At 50.4% G+C, this 19,470-nt stretch carries 14 protein-coding genes; 1 reads left to right on the forward strand and 13 read right to left on the reverse strand.

What is annotated here, in order from left to right; all coding sequences use genetic code 11:
- Window positions 1-14: 14 nt before the first annotated feature.
- From K0T92_RS15225 to K0T92_RS15235, 3 genes are all read right to left on the reverse strand, one after another.
- A complete protein-coding gene (locus K0T92_RS15225; RefSeq protein ID WP_219873336.1) occupies window positions 15-5,624 on the reverse strand; it encodes an alpha-amylase family glycosyl hydrolase in 5,610 nt (1,869 codons plus the stop codon).
- A gap of 241 nt (window positions 5,625-5,865) precedes the next feature.
- Window positions 5,866-7,155 (reverse strand): uracil/xanthine transporter, encoded by a 1,290-nt coding sequence (locus K0T92_RS15230; protein ID WP_219873337.1) that lies wholly within the window; start codon window positions 7,153-7,155, stop codon window positions 5,866-5,868.
- On the reverse strand, window positions 7,149-7,901 hold the full coding sequence (locus K0T92_RS15235) for an ankyrin repeat domain-containing protein (RefSeq protein ID WP_219873338.1): 753 nt from the start codon (window positions 7,899-7,901) through the stop codon (window positions 7,149-7,151). Before K0T92_RS15235 ends, K0T92_RS15230 begins: the two co-directional genes overlap by 7 nt.
- 125 nt (window positions 7,902-8,026) lie before the next feature.
- Here K0T92_RS15235 and K0T92_RS15240 point away from each other — a divergent pair, with 125 nt between their 5' ends.
- A complete protein-coding gene (locus K0T92_RS15240; protein ID WP_219873339.1) occupies window positions 8,027-8,917 on the forward strand; it encodes a LysR family transcriptional regulator in 891 nt (296 codons plus the stop codon).
- Window positions 8,918-8,968: 51 nt separating this feature from the next.
- Here K0T92_RS15240 and K0T92_RS15245 read toward each other — a convergent pair whose 3' ends face one another.
- From K0T92_RS15245 to K0T92_RS15290, 10 genes are all read right to left on the reverse strand, one after another.
- Window positions 8,969-9,808 (reverse strand): 1,4-dihydroxy-6-naphtoate synthase, encoded by an 840-nt coding sequence (locus K0T92_RS15245; RefSeq protein ID WP_219873340.1) that lies wholly within the window; start codon window positions 9,806-9,808, stop codon window positions 8,969-8,971.
- Window positions 9,805-10,476 carry a futalosine hydrolase gene (locus K0T92_RS15250; protein ID WP_219873365.1) on the reverse strand — a complete coding sequence of 224 codons (672 nt, stop codon included), beginning with the start codon at window positions 10,474-10,476 and terminating at the stop codon, window positions 9,805-9,807. Before K0T92_RS15250 ends, K0T92_RS15245 begins: the two co-directional genes overlap by 4 nt.
- A 627-nt stretch (window positions 10,477-11,103) precedes the next feature.
- On the reverse strand, window positions 11,104-12,387 hold the full coding sequence (locus K0T92_RS15255; protein WP_219873341.1) for an ArsB/NhaD family transporter: 1,284 nt from the start codon (window positions 12,385-12,387) through the stop codon (window positions 11,104-11,106).
- A 72-nt stretch (window positions 12,388-12,459) separates the two neighbouring features.
- A complete protein-coding gene (locus K0T92_RS15260) occupies window positions 12,460-13,122 on the reverse strand; it encodes a class II aldolase/adducin family protein (RefSeq protein WP_219873342.1) in 663 nt (220 codons plus the stop codon).
- Between the two features lie 94 nt (window positions 13,123-13,216).
- Window positions 13,217-14,491: a TRAP transporter large permease gene (locus K0T92_RS15265; protein ID WP_219873343.1), complete on the reverse strand. Its 1,275-nt coding sequence runs from the start codon at window positions 14,489-14,491 to the stop codon at window positions 13,217-13,219.
- Window positions 14,491-15,015: a TRAP transporter small permease gene (locus K0T92_RS15270; RefSeq protein ID WP_219873344.1), complete on the reverse strand. Its 525-nt coding sequence runs from the start codon at window positions 15,013-15,015 to the stop codon at window positions 14,491-14,493. Before K0T92_RS15270 ends, K0T92_RS15265 begins: the two co-directional genes overlap by 1 nt.
- Window positions 15,016-15,127: 112 nt before the next feature.
- The gene (locus K0T92_RS15275; protein WP_219873345.1) at window positions 15,128-16,153 is read right to left on the reverse strand and encodes a TRAP transporter substrate-binding protein; all 1,026 of its coding nucleotides are present in this window, start codon (window positions 16,151-16,153) and stop codon (window positions 15,128-15,130) included.
- Between the two features lie 88 nt (window positions 16,154-16,241).
- Complete coding sequence (locus K0T92_RS15280) at window positions 16,242-17,267, reverse strand: zinc-dependent alcohol dehydrogenase (protein ID WP_219873346.1); 1,026 nt, start codon at window positions 17,265-17,267, stop codon at window positions 16,242-16,244.
- A 129-nt stretch (window positions 17,268-17,396) separates the two neighbouring features.
- Entirely contained in the window at window positions 17,397-18,044 is a 648-nt protein-coding gene (locus K0T92_RS15285; protein WP_246628176.1) for a GntR family transcriptional regulator, read from the reverse strand.
- A 36-nt stretch (window positions 18,045-18,080) separates the two neighbouring features.
- Entirely contained in the window at window positions 18,081-19,454 is a 1,374-nt protein-coding gene (locus tag K0T92_RS15290) for a four-carbon acid sugar kinase family protein (RefSeq protein ID WP_219873348.1), read from the reverse strand.
- Between the last annotated feature and the right edge of the window lie 16 nt (window positions 19,455-19,470).

Here is a 19,470-nt window from a genome sequence, read left to right on the forward strand (position 1 = left end):
ATGTCGTTTATGAACTATTGCTTAATCAGTGCGTAGATAACTTGCGCACCTTCTGCACGGTTCAGGTTTGCTTTAGGAGCAAATTGACCGCCGTCTCTGCCTTGCAGCAGACCAAGCGCAACTGCTTGCGATACGGACAGTTTCGCCCATGCGCTGATTGAATCGCTGTCTGCCAACGATGCATTGCCTTCCAATTCAGCGGCAGTCTTGCCTGTTTTCTTCTCGTAAGCACGAATCAGAATAACAGCCATTTCTTCACGAGTCACTTTGGCACCCGGATTGAATTTGCCGTGGCCATCGCCCGTAACCAGTCCTGCTTCAGCTGCTGCCGCAACTGCTTCAGCATACCAGGCTTGTGCAGATACATCGGAGAAGGCCGCTTGTTTCGTAGCCTTCAGATCCAAGGTACGCACTAGCAGAGCTACGAACTCTGAGCGTGTCAAATCTGCAGATGGAGCAAACGTCGTAGCGCTTGTTCCTTCGATAATGTGCTTCGCGGTCAGCGTCTTGATAACATTGGATGCCCAATGCTTGCTCGGTACGTCGCTGAACGTTTTGTCGAATTCCAGAATAGCATATTTGCTGAAATGGTTAATCGTTGCTGTCATGTAACCATTGCTTACAGTGCCGCCAATGTACTGCAGCTCGCCATTCTCAGCAATGTAGTAAATACCCGCTAAATCTGTGTTTGCATTATCAGCCAGTTTGAGCGTAATCGTAAGCGGCTTCTCGAACGTGTTCAGAGGCAGCTTCTTGCCATCTGCTGTGCTGACATACAGGTTCAATTGGTATACTTCGCCTGCTGGTTTTACTGCACTTCCTGCTTCCTTCTGCTTGTCGATCAAGCTTTGGGCCGCCGCTGCTTCTACCGGTTCGATTTCGAATACGATAGTTGCACCTTTTGCGCCGTCTCCGGATACAAGAGCGCTTGCTGCCTTCAATACTTCTGCCGGGAACTGGATCGTTGCGCCGCCTTGTTTGATCTCAAGTGCATTGCTGCCCAGTACGTCAGCTGTATTGAGCGGAAGAACCACTTGCTTCACGCCACTGTTTACAGCTACAGACACTTTGCCGTCTGCTGCGTTTTTCAAGGCTTGCTCATTGACTGCTGCTTGCGGTACATCTTTAACACCCGTGTTATTGTCATAAATAGTTACATAACCTGGGGTAGTCGTGCCTGGGTTCGTTCCTGGGTTCGTCCCTGGATCTGTTCCCGGATTCGTTCCTGGATCTGTTCCTGGGTTCGTCCCTGGATCTGTTCCCGGATTCGTTCCTGGATCTGTTCCTGGGTTCGTCCCTGGATCTGTTCCCGGGTTCGTTCCTGGATCTGTTCCCGGGTTCGTCCCTGGATCTGTTCCCGGGTTCGTTCCTGGATCTGTTCCCGGGTTCGTTCCTGGATCTGTTCCCGGGTTCGTCCCTGGATTCGTTCCTGGGTTTGTTCCTGGATTCTTTTCAACGATACCTTTAACAATAACAACAGTACCTCCATCTTCTTTAGCCGGAATGCTTACTGTTACTTTATTGTCTGCCTCAACAGTGTAAATTTCTCCACTGTAGATATCTGTCGCTTTGCTGCCTACTTCGAACGGAACGGTGAAGGTTGCTGTCTTCACTACATCATCAATATTCAAACCAACAAATACAGACTCATTCATGTAGTTGCGTTCAAAAATGATATATTTATCCGCATTGCTGCCCGATGTCTTCGTCTGCGTACCTTTAGAGAGTATTTTAGAATATTTACCGCGAATATACATGAGATCCTTATAATGATTCAGAAGATCAGCATTCTCAGTCATTTTGTCCCATGGCATATCCTTACGGTTCTCACCTAGTATCCCCTGGCTGAATACACCGTTCCGGCCTGTGGCTCCCAGTTCTTCGCCATAGTACACCACTGGCTGGCCTTTGGACATAATTTGCAGAGCAGCAGCTACCTTCAGCTTACTCTCAACATTATCGACAGAATACAAGAATCCGTCTTCATCATGGCTGCTAAGGAACTGACCCAAAGTAGCCGTGTTATTGATTCTATTGCTGCGCTGCTCTAACACTGAAATTACGCCATCAAGATTGCCATTAACGAAAGACTTGGCTTGAGATTTAAAGTCGAAATCAAGCAGGGAATCCATTTGCCCTGTACCTAAGTAACCTCCCGTGATATCAATGCTTGCTCCGAAATATTCACCAATAATTTTGAAGTTCGGATCGATAGCGGTAACAGCATTTTTAAGCGCTCTCCAGGAAGTGTTCTCTACATGCTTGATCGTATCTGCGCGGAAGAAATCAATTGTATCTCCACGGTCAGTTCTTGCTTTATTCAGCCAGTCTGCCTGCCATTGCACAATCTGATCTCTAACGGCAGGATCCTCAGTAATTAAATCAGGCAGCCCACCTACTTCTCCAGTAATGTCACCGCTTCCGCCTGGTCCACGGATCATACCATCAAAACGAGCACGATCTTCGTCCGTTGGGAAGTTAGCAATACCTCCCGTGTTCGTGTCCGTTGGCTTCAAACCATAGCCCGTATGGTTAAGAACAACGTCAACCATGATTTTGATTCCACGGTCATGCGCTTTATCGATAAGCTCTTTGAACGTTTCGAGATCTCCTAAATGCTCGTCAATCTTAGTGAAATCCTTCGCCCAATACCCATGATAGCCATACTGGAATCGGTATGGAGCCGATGTTGCCTGATTGTTGTCGATATTGTCTACAATTGGTGTAATCCAAAGCGTGTTAATTCCCAAATCCTTCATGTAATCCAGCTTGTTGATCAGACCACGGAAATCACCACCATGGTAAGTTTCCAGATGGGTCTTATCATAATTCTCGCCGTTCGGGTCATCATTAGTAGTGTCCCCGTTGGAGAATCTGTCCGTTACTGCAAAATAAATTCTTGCTTCATCCCAGTCAAAATCAAGATCGCCTGGTGGTGGGGCAACTACGTTCAATGCCGCTTCATCAGTTACATAATGCCCATAACGATCCATCAAAGTAACCGGAATTATTTTTTCACCTGGTGTTGTTGAATCTTTAATAGAAATTTGTTGTTTCTTCAGTTCGACGTCGATTGGTTCCTTAGCACTGCCGCCAACTGCTGTCAGATCAGCGAATATTTCTTTAATATCGCTCATATCTCCGTCAGTGACGGATACGTTAACAGACAGTTCCGCTGTTTGTTTGTAATTAACTCCTGTAGCAGGAATAGATGCAGAGAAATCCCATGTAGGGTCTTTGTATTCAAAATAACTCTTGCCGTCCTCTACATTTGGGTTATAGTAGTCTTTCTCTGACTTCGTCACGCCATTAGCGCGAGTTACTTCAAAATAGTAGTAAGATTTGCCCAAAGGCACATTCTCAACTGCCACTTGGAAATACTCTTCAGCATTATCGTAAGACATGTCATAAGAGGTGCTGTTGCCTTCATTCTCAATAACAAGGTTCACGTCGAGAATGGTATCCATCGTATTGTCCCGCATCAGCAATTCATCACGATAGAAGAAAGAAGTAATCCCTTGATCCATAACAGGATTGCTCAAATGCTTCAATTGTCTAATTGCCACGGTGTCTTCAGTAACAAACACTTTGGCCGTGCTTTGGCCAGGTGCAAAAGTAACAACGCGATCTAAATCAATATCCCTTTCAACCCAATCTCCTTTACGGAGTTTGAATCCCATCGTACTCGAATTGTTCGCAATCGGAATCTCTGCAAATCTCATGCCATTCCGATCCTCTTTGAAGAGCTTCTGTCCATCAGCCAGACCCGTGGACCAGACCCAAATGTTCCAGTCGGTATAATCATCATTCAGACGGTCATAGTAAAGATGAACGTAACGCTTCGTTAATGGATGTGGCTCAACCGTAAAGTTGAAGGACAAATCCTTCTGCAATACGCCATAAGACTCACTTTCTAGCGAGTTAGCAGGAATTTTCACTTGATATGTTTTTCCATATTCCAGTTCACTGGAAATGTCGAAGTTAATGTTTTTGCCGGAAACAGAGTGGCTGTAAACTACATCTGTTACAGTTAGACCGCCTAGTTCTGTCACGTTGTCATTAAGTTCAATCGAAATAGTGGAAGTATTAATAGGCACATTCACAGATCCAACACTTGGGGTGGAATTGATTATGGCTAGTTCACTGACTGCGCCTTGAATAACCCTTCCTATGCTATAAGTACTAAGAGCATTTTTAGTTAAACTTTCGTTCCATGTGTCTGCTGCTTCGTTTCCCGCTTCAGGGATAACATCAAATGCTCCATGAAGAGCCGAGTCGTTTCCACTAAGTACTGCAATACCTTTTACGACATCACCGTTCTTCAGGCCAAGGACTGATAGTGGAATTTTCCCCTCAAAGCCTTTCGTACGGTCAACTGCAAAATCCGCTCCCTTTAACGCAGACCATGTTGCAAGTATCGGGTCGCTCAAATTAGTGGATTTGTACACTGCAGCGCTATGAAGAGCATTATTTTGTTTAATTCGCTGCACAATATGGAATTGCGGCCTTTCACTTCCCGTGAACTTGAATTGGGTATTGAAAGGATTGCCCTCTATACCGGAATCAACTCCGTTCACATTTAGGGCCAAGTTGATATATTGACCATTATCTCCCCAGTTAGGAACATTAACAGCGTCAATATAATAATAGAGATAATATCCGTCGTTATGAATACGAAGGTTGTCAATATGGAAAGGACCTGCCGTATTCCCGTCTTCTACTGCTACCCAAGAGTTAGCATTCTCTGATCTTCCCAGAATCGCAGCTTGCTCCCAAGAAGTATCCTTCGTACCGTCAATTGTTACATTGAAGGTAGTTACCGTATAGGCATTGCTATAAACGGATTGAACGTCTGCCTTCGGAACTGGAGTAGAGACTCCCTCAATCATCTTTTCCTCTGTACCGGATTCATCCCAGCTACTTGCCTTCTGATTTGAATTATTCTCAGGAATAACATCGAACGCACCGTGTTGATTCGCGTTATCACCACTCTGAACAACAATCGCTCTGATTTCATCTCCATTCACAAGTCCGAGTTCAGACAGAGGAATCTTTCCCTCAAAGCCTTGTGAGCGATTTACTTTGAAATCAGCACCTTTTAGACTTGTTTCGGTGCTAAGAATCGGATTTAACAAGTCTGTCGACTTGAATACAGCCGCGCTTCTTACAAGATTATCGTTCATTACCCTTTGCATAATATGGAATTGAGGCTTCTTATCCGTTCCGCTGAAATTATACTGGCCGTACCAGAACTTATTAGGACCGGATGGTGCCGATGGCCCGGCACTAATACCGGAATCTTGATCATTAACCTGAAGTGCGATGTGAATATATTGGCCATCAGGGCCCCAGTTAGGCACATTAACGGCATCTATCCAATAATACAAGTAATCATTGTCGTTCGTTATCTTCAAATTATTAATATCAAAGCCCTGCCAGCCTGCACTCGGAGACGTCCCAAGGGACGCAATCTCATCCCATGCCGCATCTCTAACCCCGTCAACCGTAATGGTACCGGAAGATGCACTTGCCTGCTGAACACCGTAAACCGGCAATAGTCCGCAAACAAGCGTACTTGCCAGCAGAACGGATAGCCATCTTCGCTGCTTCTTAAACATTCTCATCCCAGCCTCCCAATATAATATTCTCGTTACGCAAACGTTTGCACAATGTACGCACAAAATGGAGCGTTTTCAGTCAGTGCCGGGCATGATAGTCAGTGCTGCTCTTTCTATCTAACGCAGCCATTCTATCCTTACCGCCACAGGTTCAGTGCAAACGCTTTCTTAACTAGTAGTAGTTTAACATTGATTAGCAGATTATTCAATACAAGAAGTCGCTGTTCTGCTCTGGTTCAGACGCCCTTTATTCCCCTTCCCGATCCGACCAATCCACCAGTGTTTCGAGCAGCACGGACATCAATCCGCCCATCACCAGTCCATTGCTGACTATTGGGCCGATATAAAGCGGCAATCCGGCGAATGCCTGCGGCGGGACGTTCATAATGCCTATGCCGAGAAGCACAGGCAGCGCAATCCGATAGACAGTTCGCGTATTCAGCACCATCCCTTGGAAAGCGCGCAGGGACGTCCCGAACATTTGCAAATAAGCGATAAAAAGGACGGCATACCCGACACTCGGCGGGAGCGTGGAGAAAAATGCCATCATCGGTGGAATCATACCTATCGCAACGATCATTGCCGCCCCGATAACAAATGCCGCCCGTCTCAATATTCTCGTACTTTCCAGAAAGCCTATGGAAGACGTGAATAAACCGAATGGGATGAGCCCGGATACGGCTGCGCCGACGGAGAACAGCCCGGTTAACAGAAATGACCGCTTATATTGGCCGTCCGTTGTCTCCTTCCCGTATAATTTTTCGACCGTGCTTAAACATGTGATCGTGTTGGTCATATTAATAATTCCGACAAAAAATGCAGTCAGTATAATCCCGATCTCCACATGCGGGGCTCCCCAAGGGAACAAGGATAGCAGTGCTCCCCCACCTTCCTGAACAGAAGCATGAGCCGGAAAAATGCTCGAATACGCGATCCATCCCGCTACAATTCCGATCAGAACGGAGTAGTTGCCGAGCATTCCCCGCCCTTTCAACCCAAGCAGGGCAACCAGACAAGCGATACCAATAGATAATAGAGTAACAGGCCAATCAATCCGTCCATTCCCATCCAGGCCAAGCATTCCCTTGAAGAAGGTCAGCGACAGCTGGACGCTCAATAGAAACAGGAATACCCCCTTTACTGTAGGCGTGAATATCCGCTGCAGCACATGCCCGAAGCCCCAGTAACCTAGAACCATCATCGACACGCTGGATAAAATAAATCCTGCTGCCAGTCCGCCTCCCACCTCACTCAAACTTAATCCTACAGCCTCCGCCGAAGCGCATAGATTAAGCGTCAGGCTCCACCATACACCGGACAGACCATCCATAACTGCATACCGGTGGCCGAACAGCGCTTGAAGAATACACAATGCTCCTGTCAGAATAAAGGAGCGCTGCAGCACCCCCGCAATCTCATCCGGCCCCAGATGGAAGGCATGACCGAGCGACAGCGGGACGACAATTGTATTGGTGAAAATATAAAAAAACCACTGCGCGCCCGCTAATGTCAGCGTGACCGGATGCTGCTTCAACATTTCTCCACCCTATCCGGCGCCTCTTCAATCTGTATTGCTCTCATCCAATGCTTACCGCCTTTTCCTAAGTTGTATTCATGCGCTCCGCTATTGGACAGCAAGACTTCCATTTCCTCATAGCCCCGTTTGCGAGCGTGCTCCAGCGGCGACACCCCGTCCCCGTCAGCCACATTCACATCCGCTCCATGCTTCACCAGCAGCTCTACAATCCGCTGATGTCGGGGCCCCCCATCACCAAGCAGAATAGCTTCCAGCAAGGCCGTCCAGCCCAGATTATTCACATGATCGATATTCACAGCAGAGCGTTCCAGCAGTTCCTCGACAATCTCCACATGCCCCCGGTCAGCCGCCGGAATAAGCGCCGTTCCCCCGTACCGATTCGTTATTGCCGGGTCAGCCCCGGCATCGATCATTAGCTTCACTATGTCCAGCAACCCTTCAGCTCCCGCATAGAGGAGAGGGTTATCCTTTCGGTCATCCTGGGCATTAATATCTGCACCCGCATCAATCAGCAGCTTCACCGTATCCGGATTGTTGCCATGAGTGGCAGCCATAATTGCTGTCCGGCCCCGTGCATCACGGGCGTTAATATTCGCGCCCTTCTTGAGCAATTCCAGCACGGCAGCCGAATCACCTTGCTCCGCGTACATAATCAGCTCTCTATCCAACATGCTCACATCCTTGTCCCCAGCAGGCTGACAGCCAACAAGAACAAGCAGCAGCACGACTGCAAACTGTCTTACCATAGCCCTGCACCTCCTGATTGCCCATTCTGGCTGCAAGTATGATATCATAGCGCTAGTTATACGAAAAATATTCGTTTCGTTGCATTCTCATACGATATGCATATACCAGATGGAGGCGATCCAGGATGGATCTGAAGCAGTGCCGTTATTTTATTGCCATCGCCGAGGAGCGGCAAATTACTGCAGCGGCAAGAAGGCTGCACATGGCCCAGCCACCGCTCAGCCAGCAGCTGATGATGATGGAGCGCGAACTGGGCACAGCGTTATTCGAGCGCCTGGGCAGGCATATGGAGCTGACGGATGCCGGGAAGAAGCTCTATGAATATGCCGTCAATATGACCAAATTCATGGAGGAGGCCATCGCAGAGGTCAGAGAAATCGGCGAGGGCATGAGGGGTAAGCTGACCATTGGCGTTAATACGCTGTCCGATGCGAGACTGCCCGGCCTGCTCCGCACATTTCGCCGCCGCTACCCGAATATCACCTACAAAATTCAGCAGAATGAATCCAGGCAGCTGTGCGCATTGCTGGCAGATAGAGCGATTGAGCTTGCGTTGGTGCGTCTTCCCGTGCCGCTTCATGATATCTCTATGCTCCCATTGGAGGAGGAGCCCTTCTATTTCGCCACAGTGGAGCCGATGGAACTTCCTGAAGACGGGATCGCCTACCGTCAAATCCAATCCCATCCCCTCTTGCTGCCTAGCACGGAAGGGCTGGGATTGTATGAGTTCATTATTCAGCAGTTTACAAGCCGCCGGCTCTCTCCCACCATTCTAGGGGAATGCTCCGATATCTCCGTTCTAATGGAGCTGGTCGCCTCCGGGTTCGGAGCGACGATCATCCCTCAATCCGTGCTCTCGCTGCATAGCGGCCACCGTTTGCACAGCTACCCTTTGCAAGATACGACCGGTCGGAATACCTCCGCGCTCATCTGGTCCAATAATCATTATTTGTCCAAGCCTGCCCAGCGATTCATCGACCTGGTGAGAGAAAAGAGCGGATCATCCGCTATATAAAAAAGAAGCGCTGGCAGCCCGCAAGCAGCCAGTGCTTCTTCTCTATTGTCATCAACCTCTCAGCGCCGCCAGATCGATCTCCGGCACAAGTCCTTCCTGTGCGGCTCGGCCAAGCAATGCCTCGACTGCTCTGTACCCTTGCTCACCAAGGTCAGCCGAGAAATGATTCACATACAGCTCGATATGCGCCTGCGCCACTTCCGGGGCAAGCTCCTGTGCATGCTCCATAATATAGGCAGCAGACGCCTCCGGGTGAGCCCAGGCATATTCCACCGAGGCGCGAATCCAGCCCGTAATAGCGGCCAGATCCAGCGTTCGCTTCGCAATGATCGCACCAAGCGGAATCGGCAGATTCGTATCGCTTTCCCACCAGCTGCCAAGGTCGGCCATCAGCTTCAGGCCGTACGAGGGATACGTGAACCGCGCTTCATGAATGACCAGCCCCGCATCGATGCTGCCTTTCTGGACAGCGGGCATAATCTCATGGAACGGCATAACGATAATTTCGCCGACACCTCCAGGGACATGCTTCGCCGCCCATAGCCGGAACAGCAGATAGGCCGTCGAGCGCTCGCTCGGAACCGCCACCCGGCGGCCGGACAAAAAGGAGGGATCATCCGTCCCTCCCTGTCCCGCTGTCAGGACAAGCGGCCCGCAGCCTCGCCCCAATGCGCCGCCGCAGGAGAGCAGCGTATACCGGGACAATGCCCACGGCAGCGCGGCATAGGATATTTTCAGAATATCCGGTCCGTCCTGTTGTGTCGCCAGATGGTTCGTAATATCAATGTCCGCATAGGTCACATCGAGCTGCGGAGCCCCGGTAATCAGCCCGTGCGTCCAAGCATGAAAAATAAATGTATCATTGGGACATGGCGAGTAAGCAATCTTCATGATACAGCCTCCCGTAAAGCAGCACTGGCCGCTTCCAATACTTCGAGTGCTTCCTTGATTCTCCAGGCGGACCGGTCGCGGGGACCAACCGCATTAGAGATTGTCCTAAGCTCCAGAAACGGCAATCCTAAGCGCTTTGCCGCTACAGCAGCGCCGTAGCCTTCCATCGCCTCCGCCGCCGCATCCGGATTGCGCCGGATAAGCTCCGACGCTGTCTCACCCGTACCAGTCACTGTGGATACCGTCAGCACTGCTCCCGTAGAAGCCGGTAAGCCAGCCTGCTTCAATGCCGCCGCCACAGTGTCGGCCAGCGTCACGTCCACTGCAATGCACGAGGAGCCAAAGCCAAGCTCGTCCAGGCTGAGGAAGCCTTCCGGCGTCTCCGCTCCCAAGTCTGCCGCAATCACCTTGCTTGCCACAACTACCGTCCCTACCGCCGCTCTTCCCTCGAACCCGCCGCCGATCCCTGCGCTTATGACGAGCCGATACCCGCCGGCCGCAAGCGCGGCCGCTGTACCTGCCGCCGCCCTGGCTGTACCGACACCAGCTGCCACGACATCGAAGCCAGCAGCGCCGCGAAGTCCGCGCACAACCGCATCCCGCTCCGCCTCTACAGCCGTTATCACCAGCACTCTATTATTGTTCATACCCAAAGCCTCATTGTTCATTAGCGCCATAGCCATATCTCCTTATTGCTGCACTCATGCAATCGCATTTCTACTGTGTCCCTGATTCCGCCGCGCAGAATCCAAGGAATACGAAATCCAGCTTTTTATAGTGAACCATGAATCATCTAATTTATCAATGCAGGCTCCATCCAGACACTTCTCGGTCCGGCGGGTTTCCCATCAACTACGCTCCCAACGTGTACAGTAACTGTCTGCAATCAACAGATCCGGTTCGTAAAGAGAGAGATTCCTGCGTAAGTGCAGTAATTATGGCTAAAAGAAGCCGTTGAGAGCAGAAAGCCTGTGTAAGTACAGGAATATATGGTCGATCGGGCCGCTATCAGGAAGAAATGGCGAAATGCCTGCGCTTTGGCAGGCATTCGGTCTTCAACAAGCCGGAACGAGAAAAAGCATGCATTTTCGCAGCAATGTTCAACGTTTACGGCATTGCTCTCCCCCTCAGCGGGCATCTCGACGAACTCGCATCGCAGGTATCCGACCTTCCTGCCCCCAAATCTGCCTCCTTGTATCTGCCCCAATATTTGCTCCCAGCATAAAGAGCAGCCGCCCCAGCATAAAATGCTGCAGCAGCTGCCCTCGGTGCAGCTATTAAATGAACCCGCGGAATTACATCAGATAGCGGAGAAAAATATAAATGCTCGACAGGAGGATCGATAGCAGCATCAACGGGAACGCGTATTTCAGAAACTTTACGAACGTAATAGGATACCCTTCCTTGGCTGCGAGCCCTGCTGTAATCAGGTTGGCGCTGGCCCCGATCAAGGTGCCGTTGCCGCCCAGACAAGCGCCCAGCGCGAGGCTCCACCATAGCGGCTCAACATTCTGGATGCCCATATTGCCCATCTCTTGAATGAGAGGGATCATCGTAGCCACGAACGGGATGTTGTCCATGAAGGCAGACGCAATCGCGCTCATCCACAGAATCAGCATGGACGTCGTAATGGGATCGCCTCCTGTAAGCTCCATCGCTTTCACCGCGAGCGTGCTAATAATGCCCGTGTCCACCAACGCGCCAACCAAGGTGAATAATCCGACGAAGAAGAAAATGGTTGTCCACTCTACACTTGTCAGCGCCTCCTCCATTACATGCTCACCGGAGAGCAGCAGCAGTACGAAAGCGCCGACAAGCGCAATAACCGAGGATTCGACATGCACAATCTGATGCAGGAAGAAGCCGGCAATTGTTAGCCCGAGAATGATCAGACAGCGAATCAGCATCTTCCGATCCGTAATAATCCCCTTCAGCTCGATCGCCATAATCCCTTTCTTATATTCATCCGTTGTCCGGATTTGCTTGCGGAACAGCAGAACGAACAGCGGAAGATGAACCAGCATAACGATGATGGCAATCGGCGTCAAATTCTCTATGAAGGCCATGAAGGTCAGCTCTTGCACCGCACTGCCAATCATAATATTAGGCGGATCGCCGATTAAGGTCGCTGTGCCGCCGATATTGGATGCCAGAATTTGCGAGAACAAGTAAGGGAACGGATTGACGCGCAGCTGTCGCGTAATGCTGAAGGTGACCGGAACGATCAGCAGCACCGTTGTTACATTATCCAGAAACGCGGAGCCGAAAGCCGTAATCGCGGCGAGTGCGACCAATATTTTCACCGGATCGCCTTTCGCCTTCTGGGCCGCTACAATCGCAATATACTTGAATAACCCTGTCTTGGCCGTGACACTTACGATGATCATCATTCCGATAAGCAATCCCAGCGTATTGAAGTCGATATGATGGCTGATGGCATCGTCAACGCTCACAATGCCGAGCAGCAGCACAAGCAGTCCGCCCAGCATCGCCACGATTGTACGGTGTACCTTCTCCGCAATAATCATTGCATAGGTAATCAGAAAAACCGCAATGGCCAGTATAGCCTGTTGTTCCACGCCTTGACTCCCCCTTGCTTACTGATACTCCTCTCATCGAGTATCCACTACGATAGAATACAGCAGAGTACGTTAGAAATTCCAGTTCCTTTTTGGCTTATAGCCCGCATTCTCGACAAAATCCCGCTCTGTCTCAAGAGGAAGACCTGCCATCGGAATAGCTGCGGATTGCGACACGATCAGCATCCGGCAGGCCATCTCCAATGTTTGCAGCGCCATGCGCGCCTCCCGAATCGAAGTATCATAGACCAGTACTCCATGGTTCTCCAGCAGGAGAACATTCGCCAGCTTCGCCTTTTCGCGAACCCCTTCTCCCAACGCCTCGCTGCCGGGATGGCAGTAGGGGACACGTTCTACCTTTTCAAGGTAATACATCGTTTCGACGAACCAATTGGAAGGGATCTCGATCTTGGAGCTGGCGACGAGCGTACTGTAAAAGGGTGAAGCGTGCAGCACAGCTCCGATCTCCGGCCGGTTCTCATAGATCGCCCGGTGCATCGGTGTTTCCTTGGACGGCTTGCGGCCCTCTGAATGACAGGTCTGGCCCGAGAGGCCGCATTCGATCAAATCCTCGTCGTCCAACTCGCCAAGAAAGGTTCCGCTTGCCGTTATCAGGTAGCGGTCACCCTCTGTTCTTGCGCTAATATTGCCAGCATTGCCCCAAGCCAGCTCGTACTGCATCATATATTTTCCGGTATGCTGTAATTCTTGTCTTACTACCTCTTTATTCGGCATTAGTAAGTTTCTCCTCCATTATATCGCCTGATAGACGGAAAGGCCGCAGCGCGGCCTTCCCAAGAGCAATGAAATTATGCGATTCATCGCTATCCTATTTCAGCAGATTAGGGATGAACATTGAAATTTGCGGGATATAGGTAATCATGAGCAAGGTGATTAGAAGCACCACATAGAACGGGAGCATCCCTCGTGTGATCTGCACCAGATTGATCTTGGCAAGCTGTGACGATATGAACAAATTGATGCCAAGCGGCGGTGTACACATGCCGAGCGCCAGGTTAACGATCATAATGATACCGAAGTGGACCGGATCAATACCGAGCTGAACCGCAACCGGAACGAGAAGCGGCGCAAGAATAATAATGGATGCGTTCGTCTCCATGAACATGCCGACAACTAGCAGGAACAGGTTGACCAGCAGCAGGAATACGTAAGGATTATCAGAGATGCCGATGAAGAATTCAGCCACATCCTGCGGAATGCCTTCCCGCGTCAGAATCCAGCCGAACAAGCCTGCGCTTGCCAGAATGAACATGATCGCGGATGTCGTCACGACCGATGTGGTCAAGACATGCATCACTTGCTTGAGCTTAATTTCACGATAGATGAGTACACCTACAATAAATGCGTAGCCTACGGCAACACCTGCCGCTTCGGTTGGCGTAAAGTAACCGCCGTAGATCCCCCCGAGAATGATAACGGGCATGAGCAAGGCCAGGAAGGATTCCTTGAACGCCTGCCAAAGCTCTTTGCCGGTCTTGCGGGTTTCCTTGGCGTAGCCGCGTTTCTTCGCTATGATGAACACCGTAATAATAAGAGAAAGTCCGATCAGAATACCCGGCACGAAGCCGGCCATGAACAAATCGCCGATCGAGGTTTCTGTCGAGATTCCGTAGAGTATCAGTGGTATGCTTGGCGGAATAATAACGCCGAGCTCACCCGATACGGATTGCACAGCACCGGTAAAGTTCCGGTGATAGCCGCGTGAGATCATGGCAGGAATCAGTATGCTTCCCAGCGCTGCAGTCGTAGCTGCACTAGAGCCCGAGATAGCCGCAAAGAACATCGATGTCACAACCGTAACGATAGCCAGTCCACCCGAGAAATGCCCGGTCAGCGCATTGGCGAAATTAACGAGCCTTCTGGATATTCCGCCGTATTCCATCAACACTCCTGCAAGGACGAAGAACGGAATGGACATAATCGGGAATGAATCGATCGAGGTGAAGGACCGCTGCACCAAAACGATAAGCGGTGTTCCGCCATCCCACCAGATCGCTACAGCAGCCGCAAGCCCCATAGAGATCGCAATCGGGATGCCAAGCGCGAAGAAGATCAGAAGGAATGCAAATAATATGATACCCATTACAGATTCTCCCCCTTCTTCAGCACTTCTGCCACTTCAGAGGTCTCAACATGCTCGTTCGTCAGCAGCTCGATAATGACAGCGATTGCATTAATAATCATCAGCAGTGCGCCGATTGGTATTGCCATATAGGGAATATCCATTGAGATTCCTATACCTGCTGATACCTGACGCTGAACGATTTCAAGCATATCAATTCCTTGTACAAGTAAAATGATAAAGAATACGATGGAAATGAGCATAATCGCAACCTTTAGCATTTTACGCACATTCGGTTTCAAGTACTCCGGCAGTATTTCAATAGCGATCATGCGATGATGCCGCAATGCTAGTGAAGATCCCAGGAACACCGTATAAACCATTAAGTAGCGTGCCGCTTCTTCAGACCAGGTAAGCGGAATTTCAAGCACGAATCGGCATACAATCTGAGCAATAATAATGATCGACATAACGGCGAGCATAATGCCTACAATGTAACCCACTATTTTATTCAGAACGTCAACGCATTTCATTGCTGTCTGCATGGATGAACCTCCTGTTTGACGTTATCTATCCTTACATAAGGCACAAGCGCGTCGGTGCTTGGAATACGCTGATTCTATGATGTGAGCACCGGCGCGGCCTGCCTGACTTGCCTTATTTCGTGTTAACGATGCTGTCGTACAATTCTTTGCCGTATTTATTAGCGAATTCCTCGTGGACAGTTTTTGCTTTCTCCATAAACGGAGCCGTATCTGGCTCAACGACTTCCATGCCGCTGTCTTTCAACATTTTGAGCAGCTCTTCTTCTGTCTTGGCAACAAGATCATTTTCGAAAGTGGTCGCTTCTTTAGCCGCCTCTTCCACTGCCTTTTGCTGTGCTTCGGACAGCTTGCTATATGTGATATCGCTCATCGTGAGCATAACGTAGCCATAAACATGATTCGTGAGCATCAAATATTTTTGAACCTCTTGAATTTTGTTGCTTGCGATCAGGGCAAATGGATTCTCCTGTGCATCGATTACGCCTGTTTGCAAAGAGGAGTATACTTCACCGAACGCCATCGGAGTCGGGGATGCGCCCATTGCTTTCCATGCTGCGATCGAAGCAGGAATCTCTGGAACACGCACTTTCAGACCCTTCAAGTCTTCCACTTTCTCAATCTTTTTATTAGCAGTCAGCTCACGCGGACCACGTACCCAGAACTCCAGACCGCGCACCTGCGCGTTAGCCAGCAGGTCTGCCTTCATCTTCGTGCCTACTTCACCGTAGAGCACTTTCTCCATATGGTCTTGATCACGGAACAGGTACGGCAGTTCAAGAATCGAATACGGCTCATAGAAGTTGGAGAGCACGCCTGCTACAAGAGCGAAGTCAACGGAGCCAAGCTGCATGCCTTCAATCAGGTCGCGGTCGTTGCCAAGCGTGGAGCTCGGGTATACTTCGACCTCAACACTGCCGCCGGATTTCTCTTTCACCAGCTCTGCGAATTTGAGCGCCCCTTTATGCCATGCATCCGATTCCCCTGTAATATGGCCAAGACGCAGCTTGACCTTCTTGTCGGAGCTGGCATTGCCGCCGGATGCTGCCTCTTTGCTGCCATTGTTTCCATTACTGCCGCATGCAGCGCTTACAACAATCAATAAGAGCACCATTGATATCAAGGCAAGTTTCTTGTACATGTGTGTGACCTCCCAGTTTGTATACATTCATGTTGTTCCATCCTCCGGCTTCACTGCGTAACAGCGTGAAGCCGGGCTGATCTTTCGGCTATTCGAACGTGACCAGCACCTTTAGCGACGAATCTTCCTTCTTATCAACCAAACGGAATCCTTCCGCAGCCTGCTCATAAGATAATCGATGGGAAATGATAGCCTCTTCATTAAGGGCACCCGCTCCAATGAGGTCAATCGCTGTAATCGTGTCTTCGCGGGTGTATGTCATGCAGCCTACAATTTCTTTCTCCTGATTCTGCAAATTATGAATGTCGAAGGTCTGGGTGCCATGGAACATTGCAATCGTTACGATGCGGCCGCCTTTGCGCAGCAGAACAAGGGACTGATCAATAATACCGGGAACACCAGCTGCAATAAGCACTTTATCGAATTCTCCGCCGATTATGCCCTTGGCCTCTGCCATCCACTCCGGCTTGTTCATAATATTAAGCGTGTGCGTGGCGCCCATCTGCACAGCGCTTTCGAGTGCATAATCCATCACATCTGTTACCATGATGGTCGTTGCGCCGGCTGCCTTCGCTGCGGCCATCGCCAACAGTCCAATCGGTCCTGCTCCAAGAACAGCTACCTTGTCGCCTACTTCAATGGCCGCCTTGCGGACAGCGTGCACGCCAACTGCGAAAGGCTCCACCAGTACGCCTTGCTCATAGCTCATACTGTCCGGCAGCTTGAATACCATTTGCTCCGGCGCGGTAAAATATTCTGCCATCGCGCCATACCAATTGCCGATGCCCGGCGCTCCTCGATTGGCACAATAGTTGATCTTGCCAGTCAAACAGTATTCGCAGGTGCCGCAGCCCGTCTGAGGCTCAACCGTTACCCGGTCGCCAAGCTGCAGCTTCGTTACCGCCTCTCCAAGCTTGACCACCTCGCCGGCAATTTCATGGCCGATGATGACCGGCGGCTTGCGGAAGGGGTGCAGACCTTTGTACGTATGAATGTCTGAACCACAGATTCCGGCAACCTTAACCTTGATCAATACCTCATTTGCGGACAACTCTGGAATTTCCACATCCTTGACAACGACTTTGTAAGCATCATCTACATATACAGCCTTCATTGCAGCTCCTCCACTCCCTGATTGAAACGAACAATGGGGTGCGGTACAGGGGAATGTTCATCCGATCGCTGACGCTTCTCCAGAATCACTCCCTCTGCTCCACTCTGTCGTTCGTCCTCTCGTTCTTCTTTAGTTAAACAATTTGCTCTTCGATTCCTGAAGATGATGCTTCATCCGCTGCACACATTCTTCATCGCCTTGCTGCAGCAGTTGATAAATCTCCTTATGATCCTGCAGGAATCCTTCCATTCTGTTCGGCTCTTTCCGCAAATGCCTTAGCGTGATTCGCAGCAGATGGTCTTGATAATTCAGCAGCACACGATAAATTTCCTGATTGCCTGCAAATTTGCAAAGCAGAAGATGAAACTGATGATCAGCCTTGGCGAAGGCCTTCACATTCAACTGCTTCACGATCTCTTCCGTCTCTTGCAGATTAGCCAGCAGCAGATGATTCTGCTCTTCTGTCAACCGACCAAGAATCTCTCTAATATTGAAGGACTCCAAGGCAACCCTGAGATCATATATATCAACAATCCGGTTCAATGCAAGGTCATTAATGATGATTCCCTGCTTGGATGATACCGTTACGAAGCCCTCTGTCTCCAGGCGGGTAAGCGCCGATTTGATCGGTGTCTTGCTCATCTGCAGCAGCTCGATCAGCTCCCGTTCTGACAAGAAGCGTCCCGGCTCGAATCTCTCATCGAGAATATGTTCCTTAATCTGATTGTAGGCAATGTCTTTCAATAAAGGCGCTGAGCCCGAGCTGGTCTCTTCCAAACTGCCACCTCCCCTCACGATGATCACCATACCGGGTTAATCCGCAGCGGCATCCCTCACTCTGGCAAAATAATCCGGACTTCCAAACTGGCCGCCCTTCAGCGCAAGTTCGATTCCATCCATAGCCGGATCTTCCGAGTAAACTTTGCACAGCGGCGCCCCCGGTGAGATGGGAAGCAGCATTTCCAGCCCATAAATGCCCATCTCGCTTGTAACGAAGCCTGATGTATCGCCCCCGGCAATTACAACCCGGCGCAGTCCCGCCTGCCGCATTATATAGTTGGTCCAGCGTCCCAGCTGTCTTCCAATATGCTCCCCCGCCTGCGAACCGTTGATTCCCCTATCGGCCAAAGCCTTGCGGGTTGCCGCGATTGCTGCATCCTCCGGTCCCAGCGCCGTATAGAGAACCACGCTCTCCCCTTCATTAAGGAGAGTAATCGCTTGATTCAGCAGCTCATCCGGCAGGCTCTCTCCGCCCGTAATAGCGGAGGCTGGAATGCGAATGCCATGAAAGCCTTGTTCGATGGCGGTCTCAATCTGCCGCTGGCTGACTGGTGAAGCGCTTCCAGATACGGCTAAGATCCGATCGGATGGCGCGATGCTGCCCGTGCGCTGTGCCGCTGGCTCCTCTTTTGCCAATCCGGATTTCTTCCAGAAGGCAGTCAATGCGTATTCAACACCGGAAGAGCCTACTACAAATTGAAGACCCTCGGCTAAAGCACCCTCCCAGATTAATCCGCCGCTGCGTGCCAGTCTCTCCTCATCCAGAGCATCAATCAGCAGCACTGCCGGCTTTTCGTTCAGCTTGGCACGATAGCGCTCTCCAACAGTCAGAGCATCGCCGTCCAGCTCCAAAATGTTCATCAAGCCGATTTCCTCATCCAGCTGCTCCCGCAGATGAAGCCTCAAGTCTGCCTCCCCCATTGGCGTAACGGGATGACGAGACATCACTGGATGGCGATCCAGGCGGTATACGTTTCCGTCCATCCGGGCAAAATGTTGGCCGAACAACGTATATCGTCCAAGCGCCGGCGCCCCTACCAACAGTGGAACTGTCTCCTGCCCTGCAAAGAACGGGCGCGATACCCTTATCGCCTCGCCAATGCTTCCGAATTCCGGCGATGAATCGAAGGTGGAGCAGGTTTTGTAATGAACAACCGGTGCTCCAAGCCGTGACAAGCCTGCCATAACCGCCCCTACTTCCTTTGCCAGGTCCGGCGGCGTCTTTGCCCGGCTGGTACCAGCTACGCCGATACAGCGGATGCCTTGGAATCGCTCCACCATGGCTGGTGTCGGGGCATCCAGGAACAATAGGGTCCGATAGCCGCTGCTCGCCAAGGCTTCCATTGCATCCGTAGAACCTGTAAAATCATCGCCGTAGAAAGCGAGTAGAAGCTCATTGTCTTTCATCCCTCTATTACCTCCA

This window comes from Paenibacillus oenotherae (assembly GCF_019443105.1).
Classification (GTDB): Bacteria; Bacillota; Bacilli; order Paenibacillales; family Paenibacillaceae; genus Paenibacillus_Z; species Paenibacillus_Z oenotherae.

What these genes read in the sequence shown, in the direction of transcription:
- K0T92_RS15225 (WP_219873336.1), bottom strand. Translation starts at nt 5,624, where the DNA reads ATGAGAATGTTTAAGAAGCAGCGAAGATGGCTATCCGTTCTGCTGGCA.
- K0T92_RS15230 (WP_219873337.1), bottom strand. Translation starts at nt 7,155, where the DNA reads ATGTTGAAGCAGCATCCGGTCACGCTGACATTAGCGGGCGCGCAGTGG.
- K0T92_RS15235 (WP_219873338.1), bottom strand. Translation starts at nt 7,901, where the DNA reads ATGGTAAGACAGTTTGCAGTCGTGCTGCTGCTTGTTCTTGTTGGCTGT.
- K0T92_RS15240 (WP_219873339.1), top strand. Translation starts at nt 8,027, where the DNA reads ATGGATCTGAAGCAGTGCCGTTATTTTATTGCCATCGCCGAGGAGCGG.
- K0T92_RS15245 (WP_219873340.1), bottom strand. Translation starts at nt 9,808, where the DNA reads ATGAAGATTGCTTACTCGCCATGTCCCAATGATACATTTATTTTTCAT.
- K0T92_RS15250 (WP_219873365.1), bottom strand. Translation starts at nt 10,476, where the DNA reads ATGAACAATGAGGCTTTGGGTATGAACAATAATAGAGTGCTGGTGATA.
- K0T92_RS15260 (WP_219873342.1), bottom strand. Translation starts at nt 13,122, where the DNA reads ATGCCGAATAAAGAGGTAGTAAGACAAGAATTACAGCATACCGGAAAA.
- K0T92_RS15265 (WP_219873343.1), bottom strand. Translation starts at nt 14,491, where the DNA reads ATGGGTATCATATTATTTGCATTCCTTCTGATCTTCTTCGCGCTTGGC.
- K0T92_RS15270 (WP_219873344.1), bottom strand. Translation starts at nt 15,015, where the DNA reads ATGCAGACAGCAATGAAATGCGTTGACGTTCTGAATAAAATAGTGGGT.
- K0T92_RS15275 (WP_219873345.1), bottom strand. Translation starts at nt 16,153, where the DNA reads ATGTACAAGAAACTTGCCTTGATATCAATGGTGCTCTTATTGATTGTT.
- K0T92_RS15280 (WP_219873346.1), bottom strand. Translation starts at nt 17,267, where the DNA reads ATGAAGGCTGTATATGTAGATGATGCTTACAAAGTCGTTGTCAAGGAT.
- K0T92_RS15290 (WP_219873348.1), bottom strand. Translation starts at nt 19,454, where the DNA reads ATGAAAGACAATGAGCTTCTACTCGCTTTCTACGGCGATGATTTTACA.